General features: G+C 43.5%; 13 protein-coding genes and 1 tRNA gene. All 14 read right to left on the bottom strand.

Annotated elements, in window-relative coordinates; all coding sequences use genetic code 11:
* Positions 1–80: 80 nt before the first annotated feature.
* A tRNA-Asn gene (locus tag RG959_RS16880) sits at positions 81–155 on the bottom strand.
* A gap of 159 nt (positions 156–314) precedes the next feature.
* Positions 315–782, bottom strand: a complete 468-nt coding sequence (locus tag RG959_RS16875) for a SprT family protein (RefSeq protein WP_342798110.1) — start codon at positions 780–782, stop codon at positions 315–317.
* Complete coding sequence (locus RG959_RS16870; protein WP_342798109.1) at positions 779–2,929, bottom strand: Tex family protein; 2,151 nt, start codon at positions 2,927–2,929, stop codon at positions 779–781. The genes RG959_RS16875 and RG959_RS16870 overlap by 4 nt, the downstream gene beginning before the upstream one ends.
* Positions 2,930–2,993: 64 nt before the next feature.
* Positions 2,994–3,590, bottom strand: coding sequence for a PP2C family serine/threonine-protein phosphatase (locus RG959_RS16865; protein WP_342798108.1), 597 nt, complete (start codon positions 3,588–3,590; stop codon positions 2,994–2,996).
* Positions 3,590–4,384, bottom strand: coding sequence for an RNA polymerase sigma factor SigB (gene sigB, locus RG959_RS16860; protein ID WP_242235241.1), 795 nt, complete (start codon positions 4,382–4,384; stop codon positions 3,590–3,592). The genes RG959_RS16865 and sigB overlap by 1 nt, the downstream gene beginning before the upstream one ends.
* Positions 4,362–4,826 carry an anti-sigma B factor RsbW gene (rsbW, locus tag RG959_RS16855; protein ID WP_342798107.1) on the bottom strand — a complete coding sequence of 155 codons (465 nt, stop codon included), beginning with the start codon at positions 4,824–4,826 and terminating at the stop codon, positions 4,362–4,364. The genes sigB and rsbW overlap by 23 nt, the downstream gene beginning before the upstream one ends.
* Before the next feature lie 2 nt (positions 4,827–4,828).
* Positions 4,829–5,158 (bottom strand): anti-sigma factor antagonist, encoded by a 330-nt coding sequence (locus RG959_RS16850; RefSeq protein ID WP_242235246.1) that lies wholly within the window; start codon positions 5,156–5,158, stop codon positions 4,829–4,831.
* A gap of 83 nt (positions 5,159–5,241) precedes the next feature.
* Positions 5,242–6,252: a PP2C family protein-serine/threonine phosphatase gene (locus RG959_RS16845; RefSeq protein WP_309091233.1), complete on the bottom strand. Its 1,011-nt coding sequence runs from the start codon at positions 6,250–6,252 to the stop codon at positions 5,242–5,244.
* A 10-nt stretch (positions 6,253–6,262) separates the two neighbouring features.
* Entirely contained in the window at positions 6,263–6,658 is a 396-nt protein-coding gene (locus RG959_RS16840; RefSeq protein WP_242235251.1) for an anti-sigma regulatory factor, read from the bottom strand.
* A gap of 4 nt (positions 6,659–6,662) precedes the next feature.
* Positions 6,663–7,025, bottom strand: a complete 363-nt coding sequence (locus RG959_RS16835; protein ID WP_172645569.1) for an STAS domain-containing protein — start codon at positions 7,023–7,025, stop codon at positions 6,663–6,665.
* On the bottom strand, positions 7,022–7,849 hold the full coding sequence (locus RG959_RS16830; protein ID WP_342798106.1) for an STAS domain-containing protein: 828 nt from the start codon (positions 7,847–7,849) through the stop codon (positions 7,022–7,024). The genes RG959_RS16835 and RG959_RS16830 overlap by 4 nt, the downstream gene beginning before the upstream one ends.
* Before the next feature lie 171 nt (positions 7,850–8,020).
* The gene (locus RG959_RS16825; protein WP_018395451.1) at positions 8,021–8,371 is read right to left on the bottom strand and encodes a type II toxin-antitoxin system PemK/MazF family toxin; all 351 of its coding nucleotides are present in this window, start codon (positions 8,369–8,371) and stop codon (positions 8,021–8,023) included.
* Positions 8,372–8,376: 5 nt separating this feature from the next.
* On the bottom strand, positions 8,377–8,658 hold the full coding sequence (locus tag RG959_RS16820; RefSeq protein WP_050182177.1) for a CopG family ribbon-helix-helix protein: 282 nt from the start codon (positions 8,656–8,658) through the stop codon (positions 8,377–8,379).
* A 135-nt stretch (positions 8,659–8,793) separates the two neighbouring features.
* Positions 8,794–9,954 carry an alanine racemase gene (gene alr, locus RG959_RS16815; protein WP_342798105.1) on the bottom strand — a complete coding sequence of 387 codons (1,161 nt, stop codon included), beginning with the start codon at positions 9,952–9,954 and terminating at the stop codon, positions 8,794–8,796.
* Between the last annotated feature and the right edge of the window lie 158 nt (positions 9,955–10,112).

The following is a 10,112-nucleotide window of genomic DNA, read 5'->3' as shown; positions in this document are numbered from 1 at the left end:
GATTTGAACCCTCGCGCCGGTTACCCGACCTACACCCTTAGCAGGGGCGCCTCTTCAGCCTCTTGAGTACTTCCCCAGATTGGCTCCGCAGGCAAGACTCGAACTTGCGACCGATCGGTTAACAGCCGATTGCTCTACCACTGAGCTACTGCGGAATAACGAATGTTATCTTATCGACACTTAGTATTATAAACCAATTACTCATTTATAGTCAACAACTTTTTTAGCTATTTTTCAACATTTATTAATTGAACACCTTCATAAAAAAAGCTGCTCAATTAAAATATCAATTGAAGCAGCAATTGTCAACATCATTATTCGATAATTTCTTTTAAAACTCCCCGGCATGCCCCGCATACATATCTTGATGTGTTAATACGCCGATATCTTTTATACTTTATTCCGCATCCTGAGCATTTATAAAAAACAATCTTTCTTTGTTTCTGCTTTCCTTCCTGTTCTGGAAGTGTCCGGCAGTGACGCGGCGATCCGGTTTGTTTCAGCAGCTCTTTAAAGTCCTCATCTCCATGCTTGTACCCTTTCCCTTGCAGATGAAGATGGTAATGGCATAGCTCGTGCTTTAAAATACCAATGAGTTCCTCTTCTCCAAATGCTTCAATGTATTTTTCATTCACTTCAATATTGTGAGATACAAGCAGGTAGCGGCCTCCTGTTGTCCGAAGCCGCTTGTTAATATATGCCCGGTGCAGAAAAGGCCGATTAAAAAAACGTTCTGACAGCTCTTCTGTCAGTTTTTGAATCATTTTATTGCTCGTTTTCATTTGGATTCGTCTTTAACCATCGTCAATGAAATTCTTCCTTTTCCAGCTTCTACAGCATCTACCCAGACGGTTACGATATCCCCAACCGACACAACGTCGAAAGGATTTTTCACAAATCCTTTTTTCAATTTTGAAATATGAACGAGTCCGTCCTGCTTTACGCCGATATCTACAAAAGCGCCGAAGTCTGTTACATTCCGAACGGTTCCCTGCAGCTCCATTCCCTTTTGAAGATCCTCCATTTTCAGGACATCTGTTTTTAAAAGCGGCGCCGGCATTTCGTCACGAGGGTCGCGTCCCGGCTTTTGAAGTGAGTCAATAATATCTTTTAATGTCAGCTCGCCAATGCCAAGCTCCTTTGCTATTTGCTCTGTATTCACCGTCTGAAGAGCAGCTCCCAGCTCTTCTGAACCAATATCCGTCGTTTTAAATCTAAGCGATTTCAACAGAGCGGTTGTTTCTTTATAGCTTTCCGGATGAATAGGTGTCCGGTCAAGCGGTTCTTCTCCATCTGTAATACGCAGAAAGCCAATGCACTGTTCAAAGGTTTTCCCGCCAAGACGCGGCACTTTTTTGATCACAGAACGCTTCGTAAATTTTCCGTTTTCTTCTCGATATTGAACAATATTTTTGGCTACTGTTTTATTTAACCCCGCTACGTGTTCAAGCAGCGAAGGAGAAGCTGTATTCACATCCACACCCACACGGTTTACGGCTGTTTCTACCACGAACGCAAGCGAGCTGGATAATTTCTTTTGGGATACATCGTGCTGGTACTGGCCTACGCCAATCGATTGCGGATCGATTTTTACCAGCTCCGCCAACGGGTCTTGAATGCGGCGCCCAATCGATACAGCACTTCTTTCTTCTACTTGAAGGTGAGGAAACTCCTCGCGTGCAATATCAGACGCAGAATACACGCTGGCCCCTGCTTCATTTACAATAATATAAGCGGCTTTTTTCTTGAGGCTCGGCAGCATTTCTACTACAAACTGTTCGGTTTCCCTTGAAGCCGTCCCGTTTCCAATGGCAATAATATCTGCTTCAAACTCCTCTGCAAGCTGTTTAAACAGCTCTCTCGCTTCTTTTCTTTTTCCTTCCCCTGTGTGCGGATACATGACTTTAATCGCTAGAACTTTTCCCGTTTCATCTACAACCGCCATTTTACATCCTGTTCGGTATGCCGGATCGACTGCAAGAACCACTTTTCCTTTTAACGGCGGCTGGAGCAGAAGATTTTTTAAGTTCTCCGAAAAAATGTGGATAGCCCGTTCTTCTGCCGCTTCTGTTAGTTCATTCCGTACTTCTCTTTCTACAGAGGGGCGAATAAGACGCTTGTATGCATCCCGGGCCGCATCCAATAGAATCGGGGCTGCAGGGCTTTGTTCATTTTGAATGAATTTCTTTGTTAAATAGTGGATCACACGCTCTTCATCAAAAGAGACAGCAACCTTTAGGACTCCTTCACTTTCGCCTCGGTTCACAGCAAGCGTGCGGTGGGGAGCAATTTTGTTAATGGGCTCTTCATATTCGTAATACATTTTAAAGACTTCTTTTTCATCTTCACCTTTTAACTCTGTTTTTATTTTTCCATATTTCGTCATGTCAAGCCGTATACGCTTCCGAACCGCTGCATCATCTGCAATAGTCTCTGCAATGATATCCGCTGCGCCTTGAAGAGCGGCTTCTATGTTTTCTACTTGCTCATTTATATATTGTTGAGCTTCTTGATCGATTTGTGCGTCTTTAGGACAGGATAGAAGCCACTTGGCTAAAGGCTCCAAACCTTTTTCTTTTGCAACGGACGCTTTTGTACGCTTTTTTTGCTTAAACGGGCGATAGATATCCTCTACAGCCCGCAATGTTGCTGCTGCCTCAATAGCTGCTGCGATCTCAGGAGTCATTTTTTGCTGTTCGGTAATCGAACGGACAACCTCTTCTTTCCGCTGCTCAAGATTTTTGCGGTATGTATATTGCTCTAAGATTGTTCGAATTTCTACTTCATCCAGTGATCCGGTCATTTCTTTTCGATACCGGGCGATAAAGGGAATTGTATTCCCCTCTTCTGTTAACTGAATAACAGCTTTTACTTGTTTCACACTGATTTTTGTATCTGCTGCCACTGCTTTAATTAACTGTTCCTCCATACAGGTGCCTCCGCTTCTTTCTTGAATATTCATATTGTAGCAAAAAAAGAAAAAACCCGCTGATTCACAGCAGGTTGCCAACTAAAAAGGTTGCATCGTCATTTGATTTTAAAGCGACAGCGTCCAGTTCTGCCGCAATTTGTTCTGCACTCCGGTAGCGCATCAGCTCTTTTGTGTTAAGCAAATTAACGCCATCTGAATGAACAAGAAATTTACTGCCCGGCTCATACGTAAAGCGTTCCATTCTATACCGTTGCGGACGGCCGGATAAATAACCGGTGACAGGCAGAGGGTACGTAAGTTTTCCATCTTTAGCATATAAGTAAAAACGAATATTGCCGACGCACGTGTATTCAAAACTTCGTGCTTTAAAATCAATTTTAAACAGTGCAACCGCCGCTCCACGTTTTTGAAACATGGCGGTGTTAATTAAATTCATCATTCCTTCGACCGATTCTTCCTGCCAATCCCGTTTCACAATTTCTGCCGCTGCTTGTGATGACTCATAGGCGTAGCGGCCGCTTCCAAGGCCATCTGCAAGCAAACAAACAAACGAGTTTTCCTCCTGCGCAAAATAATAGGTATCCCCGCAAAAAGAATTTCCGTATTTTGAATGTGTACCTGCTATTAATTCCAGCTGTTCATTTTGTATTTTTTCCATTAAGAAAGGTGCTCCGTCGAATAGGCTTCAGCATGGATCGCTTCTTTCAACTTTTTAATAGCCCTTCTTTGCAGCCGGGAAACATGCATTTGGGAAATACCAAGCTTGTCCCCCGCGTCTTTTTGACTCAGGTTTTCAAGATAGGTAAATTGTATAATCTGCTTTTCCCGGTCGGATAACACATGTAATACTTTTTCAAGAACAAGGCGCTGGTCGACACGCTCATATCCTTCTTCACGGTTTCCAACAATATCAAGAAGCGTTACTGTGCTTCCATCCGAATCGGCTTCAATGGAATGATCCACTGATAACGCCTGATAGCTTTTGCCCATCTCCATTGCTTCCAATACTTCTTCCTCTGAAATATCAAGATAATGGGCGATCTCATCAACGCGGGGTGACCGTTGAAGAGAAGTGGTTAATTCTTCATTCGCTGATTTAATTTTTGGGCCTAGTTCTTTTATACGCCTTGGTACATGTACACTCCATGTTTTATCTCGCAAAAATCGCTTGATTTCCCCTACAATAGTCGGAATGGCGAATGCTTCAAAGCTTTTCCCAAAAGAATCGTCATATCGGCGGATTGCTCCCAGCAGTCCCATCATCCCTACTTGCACGATGTCTTCATGGTGGGAACGCCCTTTTGAATATTTTCTGGCAATAGACTCCACCAATCCATGATAATGTTTCACAAGCTTATCTTGAGCGTCCCGGTCTCCGTTTTCCTGAAAAGCCTTGATCCATTCGATTGCCTGAAGCTTTGCAGCTTGGTTAGGTCGAGATGGTTTCTGCATCCCTCTCCACCTGCTCTCCTTCGAGATACTTTGTCATAAACAAAGTAATCCCTTCATTTTGATGTACTTTCACTTCATCCATCAGTGTTTCGATCAAATAAAGGCCCAGCCCTCCTTCACGAAGGAATTCAACTGACTTTTCTGTATAGGGCCCCAGTGCCTCTTTTGTTTCTTTAAAATCAAAACTATTCCCGCTATCCGATACAATCACTTCCAGGTGATCCTCATAAAGGCGAAAGCCGATCAGCACTTCTCCTTCTTCCCCTTTATAAGCGTGCTGGACAGCATTCGTAATCGCTTCACTTGTTGCAATTTTTAAATCTTCAATCGTGTCATATGAAAAACCCATCCGGCTGGCAATACCGGAGAGCGTCAATCTTGTAATACCGACAAATTCTGGCTTGGCCGGGATTTTCATTTCTACATAATCAGCATACGTCATTCTTACACGCCACCTTCTGATCCAGAATTAATGTTCATGATGTCCGCAAGGCCCGTAATATCGAAAAGACGCTTTAAGCGATCAGATAACCCAACTAGCTTCATGGTTCCATCATTCGCATTTAAGCTTTTAAAAAGTCCGACGAAAACGCCAAGACCTGTACTGTCCATATATGTAACACCAGACAGGTCAACGACAAGATCCGCTTCCTTTTTCTCTGTATAAGGAAACGCTGTTTCACGCAATTTCGGTGCCGTGTAGGCATCAATTTCACCTGCAAGTTTGATCGTTGTCTGTTGTTCCTGTTCTTGTACGTCAATTGAAATATTCATTTAGGATAAACCACCTTTAACATATTAATCGCTTCATTACTCAATATCCCTTTTATACCCTTGGTGCATAAGGATTAAACCCATTAAGAAGTTCTTTTTAAAATAATGAGCGTAAAATCGTCACGAAGCTGAAAATCCTGTAAATACTCCAGCTCTTTGTACACTTTGTCGGCGATATCCTGCGCGTCAAGATGTATGTATTTTTTAATATACCCAATAAGTGTGTCAACCTCTAAAAAACCTTCTTCTGTTCGGCATTCTGTTACACCATCTGACATGAGCAGAATAATATCCCCAACTTCTACTTTCCGTTCGTACTCTTTGTACTTTGTTTTCTTATCTACGCCGAGCAGCAGACCTTTTGCCTGCAGCTCATCAAATTCTCCTGTATCGGCATGATAAAAAAAGCCTGGTTCGTGGCCGGCAGATGAGTAAGAAAAAACATGTGTTTCCGGATTATACAAACCACTGAACATCGTAATAAACATTGTCGGGTCTACATTCTGTTCTACAACGCGGTTTAGGCGCTCAAGTACATCGCCCGGGGCCTGGCTATCCTCCGGCATACTATCCATCGAATACTTAATCATCGACATACAAAGGGCTGCAGGAATTCCTTTGCCAATAATATCAGCAATCGCTACACTAATCGCGCCATTTTCATGTGATACAAAATGGTAATAGTCTCCGCTCATTTGCTTGGCCGGCACACTGATTGCCCCGATGTCCATAGAGGGAATGCAGGGAATCTGTGTGCCAAGAAGTGTCTGCTGCATGCTCGCAGCTACTTCGATTTCATTGATCAGTTCTCGCTGGATCGTACGCAAGCTTTGATGCTCACGATACGCCAAGCCATAACTCATCATCACCTCAAGCAGAATATCAAGCGACAGAAGAAGCGATTCCGGAAGGTCCGGTTCAAGATCCATAATGGATGTTTTATGAAGGCTGATCATTTCCTCCGGCGATATTTTATACTCGATTGACTTCCGGCTGAATTTTTGGCTCATGTATAAAGCCTGTTCAGTTTGGTCATTAATATACGTCTTTAATATTTCTTTGTATTCATCGAGCATCGTATCTCTGAAATTCATCCTCGTCCTCCTAACGGAGCCACTTCACCGACTTAATAAGCGTCCCTTCGCCCGGCGTAGATTCAATAGAAAATTCATCCATCAGCCTTTTTACACCGGGAAGTCCAGCTCCAAGTCCACCCGAAGTTGAAAAACCGTCTTCCATGACTTTTCGAAGATCCGGTATACCCGGCCCCTCGTCACGGGAAACAATGGTCATTCCTTTTTTCGCTCCATTCTCTACTTTCTCTATCGTTATTTCTCCCTGGCCTGCGTACAAGTAAATATTACGAGCCAGTTCACTGATCGCAGTCGTAATACGAGCCTGGTCAACCGTACCGAAACCAAGCTCTTTCGCTACATTCCGGCCAAGTTGTCTCGCCGCTACGATATCCCATTCATTTATAATTTTCACACTAGAGTCCATCGTGTCAGTCCCCCAGTTCCCGTTGAAGTTTCTCCAAACCTTTTTCGAGATCCAGTGCGGTCATCACTTCCTCCAGACGGATACCAAGCTCGATCAGCGTAATCGCAACGGCAGGCTGAATACCTGTAATTACTACTTTAGCCCCCATTAGCTTAGACATGCTGATTACATCACCCAGTACTTTTGCAATGAATGAATCGATGAAATCAATGGATGTAAAATCAATGACGACTCCTCTTGCACTTGTTTCATGGATTTTATGAAGAAGATCTTCTTGAAATTGCAGGGCTGTTTGATCATCAAGCTCCCATTGGATCGAAATGAGTAAACAATCGTGCAGTTTTAAAATCGGAATTCTCATGTTCATTCTTGTACCTCCACAATTTGTCTTGACGTTGATGCAAGTGCCTGCTCTACGCCTTTTTTCATTGTGCTCGTCGTTGTTACATCTTCAAGATTAATACCTAAATTTACAATCGTTTGAGCAATTTCTGGACGAATGCCGACAATGGTGCACTTTGCTCCAACAAGACGGACCGCTTCCGCCGCTTGGATAATATGGTGGGCAACCATTGTATCTACAACCGGTACACCAGTAATATCAATTAATACCACTTCGGCTCGATGGCTGACGACCCCTTCAAGCAAGTTTTCCATAATTTGCTTCGCACGCTCCGTATCAATTGTGCCGACAAGCGGCATAACAGAGATTTTGTCAAAAACCGGAATCAGTGGTGCAGATAGTTCCTGAAGGGCAATTTTTTGAAGAGAAATCGTCCGTTCCCAAGATGTGGTGTACGCTTCTGTAATAGTTTTATACATTGGAAAAATCCAGTTATTGATTTCTGCTGTAAAATCAATATAAGTTTGTTGATTAATTTCACCTGAGCGCTGCATGCCGTTTTCAACAATATTCCCGAAAACACGAAGACCATCTGTAATCATGGTCAATGGCCATCCAAGACGGACAATCTTTTCTGAGAAGTCAACAGCACGCTCTTGGAATTTTTCCTCAGAATCTGAAAAGTTCGACATAACGAGCTGGATAAACTCTGAACTTGTTTTTACAAACATATGGTCAGACATAGCCTGAACAGCGCGCTCATCAGCTTCTGTGCGCATCAATTCAATCCACTCGTTTAATATGTCATCGTTGTGAGACTGTACATATTGAAAAATCTTTTTCCGCATTCGGTTCTCTCCAATCGTCGTTCCGCTCCAAATCTGCGGTTTTCGTCAAAAACGTTCATTATTTTTATTATAAAGGTTATTTGAATAATTAAAAAGCCGTATCATCTGACAGGCGTGAAAAATTATGGTTTAAAGAAAAAAAGCACCTCCGTTTAAACGAGAGGTGCTTTGTTAAAATTGTATAAGACCTAAACTAATTTGCAAAGCGTCGTCCACTTTCTCCATCATTCCATCGTCAAGCTGCGTGATCTTATCTGTAAGCCGCTGCTTGTCGATCGTTCGAATCTGTTCGAGTAAAATAACGGAGTCTCTTTCAAAACCATACCGCTCCGCATTAATTTCCACATGCGTCGGCAGTTTGGCTTTTTGGATCTGAGCTGTAATGGCTGCGACGATAATAGTGGGACTGAACCGATTCCCGATGTCGTTTTGAACGACAAGAACAGGCCGGACGCCGCCTTGTTCGGAGCCGACAACAGGGGACAGGTCTGCAAAATATACGTCACCACGTTTTACGATCACACGGTTTATCCTCCACTTACTAAACGTTCGACTGTGTTTCCTGCCTCAAATTCGGCTTGCATCGCTTCTGATGCAATAGCAAGGTTGATCTTGGCCATTTCCATATAACCACGCCGCATCGATTCTTGAATATGACGTTTTTTTCGCTCGCGTAAATACATTTTTGTTGCGCGGTAAATGAATTCACTGCGGCTAATTTCTTCCTGTTCCGCAAAACAGTCAAGTTCATTCACAAACTGCTTTGGCAAGTTTACTAACACATCTGTCGTCGTACCGGATTCAGACAAGAACTACACCTCCACCAATCACTGCACACATCTCTTTGCTTATTACTGTCCCACTTATCATACCATTCACCGAAAGGGTTTGGAAAGACATTTTCAAAAAATGTTACACAACAGGACCTTTGACGGTCAAATCTATTACAACAGAGGATTGGTCACAGATACTTTTTTTCCGTTTTCTACATACACTCTTGGCACACGTGACGTAATCACACATGGAATTTCGTAATTAATGGTTTCTCTTTTCTCGGCGATTTCTTCCATTGAAATTTCTTCATTTTGCTGTTGTCCAATGAGTGTTGCCAATGTTCCGGTTTTATATTCCTCTGGAAGCCTTACCATGCACTGATCCATGCAAATCCTGCCTACAATTGGCATCCTCCGGCCGTCGATTAACACATCCTGTCCGCCTAACTTACGAATCCAGCCGTCCGCATAACCAATGGGAAGGGTGCCGATCCATTCATGCTCAGCAGCTTCGTAGGTGGCTCCATAACTTACTTTTTCACCAGGCTTAAGCTTTTTTACATGAACAAGCTTTGACTTCAACGAAAAAGCCGGCTTAAGCGGAAAAGGCAGCTGCGCGGATATTTCAGTCGAAGGCGTCAACCCGTACATAGCAATACCAAGCCGGACCGCGTTAAAGCCAACTCCTTTAAACCGAAGCGTGGCGGCGCTATTTGAGCAATGAATAAACCGAGGCTTTCCTTTCAATGCGTCAAGCATCTCCTGAAAGCGTATAAGCTGTTCCTCCATGTAGTTTGTTTCTTCTTCGTCTGCTGTTGCGAAATGAGTGAAGATCCCTTCAAAAACAAGCCGGTCTGACGCTTCAATCCGGCTGATCGCTTGAAGCAGCTCAGATTCATCCCTAAAACCGATACGGCCCATTCCAGTATCGCATTTTAAATGTATATTCAACTGCTGCCCTTTATGTACAGCAGCTTTTTCAAACCACTCTTCATTATGCACTGTAAGTGAGATTTCTTGGGCTGCTGCTAAATGGGCATCCTCCGGCCGGCTTGCACCTAACACAAGAATAGGCCCTTTAATCCCTGATGCTCTCAGCTTTAACGCTTCATCTAGAAAAGCGACCGCTAGCCCTTTTGCGCCAGCTTGAACAGCTGCCCGGGCGACCTGCACATCTCCATGTCCGTATGCATTTGCTTTTACAACTGCATATAAAAATACGGAAGAATCAAGCTGTTCTAATGTTTTTTCCACGTTCCATTTTATTGCATCCAAATCAATTTCTGCCCAGGTGTCCCGGTAGAATTCCATTGATGTCACTTCCCAGTTCATTTATCGTCTTGCTTTTTACTCCCTAGTCCTCAGCCCGTGGTTCTTCTTATCCAAACCGGAGCGCTCCAGACCATACAGCGCTAATCGGGATTCTTACACATTTTGTCCGGCTACAGTATCCCACCGCTTTCTGTTCTTCACCCTCCTCCCGGCGATAA

Origin of the sequence: Domibacillus sp. 8LH, assembly GCF_038806185.1 — a bacterium.
GTDB lineage: Bacteria > Bacillota > Bacilli > Bacillales > Domibacillaceae > Domibacillus > Domibacillus indicus_A.
Note: the sequence above shows the minus strand (reverse complement) of the source record. Positions and strands in the feature narration are given on the sequence as shown.

What these genes read in the sequence shown, in the direction of transcription:
- RG959_RS16850 (WP_242235246.1), bottom strand. Translation starts at nt 5,158, where the DNA reads ATGAATATTTCAATTGACGTACAAGAACAGGAACAACAGACAACGATC.
- RG959_RS16865 (WP_342798108.1), bottom strand. Translation starts at nt 3,590, where the DNA reads ATGGAAAAAATACAAAATGAACAGCTGGAATTAATAGCAGGTACACAT.
- sigB (WP_242235241.1), bottom strand. Translation starts at nt 4,384, where the DNA reads ATGCAGAAACCATCTCGACCTAACCAAGCTGCAAAGCTTCAGGCAATC.
- rsbW (WP_342798107.1), bottom strand. Translation starts at nt 4,826, where the DNA reads ATGACGTATGCTGATTATGTAGAAATGAAAATCCCGGCCAAGCCAGAA.
- RG959_RS16830 (WP_342798106.1), bottom strand. Translation starts at nt 7,849, where the DNA reads ATGCGGAAAAAGATTTTTCAATATGTACAGTCTCACAACGATGACATA.
- RG959_RS16875 (WP_342798110.1), bottom strand. Translation starts at nt 782, where the DNA reads ATGAAAACGAGCAATAAAATGATTCAAAAACTGACAGAAGAGCTGTCA.
- alr (WP_342798105.1), bottom strand. Translation starts at nt 9,954, where the DNA reads ATGAACTGGGAAGTGACATCAATGGAATTCTACCGGGACACCTGGGCA.
- RG959_RS16840 (WP_242235251.1), bottom strand. Translation starts at nt 6,658, where the DNA reads ATGGACTCTAGTGTGAAAATTATAAATGAATGGGATATCGTAGCGGCG.
- RG959_RS16870 (WP_342798109.1), bottom strand. Translation starts at nt 2,929, where the DNA reads ATGGAGGAACAGTTAATTAAAGCAGTGGCAGCAGATACAAAAATCAGT.
- RG959_RS16845 (WP_309091233.1), bottom strand. Translation starts at nt 6,252, where the DNA reads ATGAATTTCAGAGATACGATGCTCGATGAATACAAAGAAATATTAAAG.
- RG959_RS16835 (WP_172645569.1), bottom strand. Translation starts at nt 7,025, where the DNA reads ATGAACATGAGAATTCCGATTTTAAAACTGCACGATTGTTTACTCATT.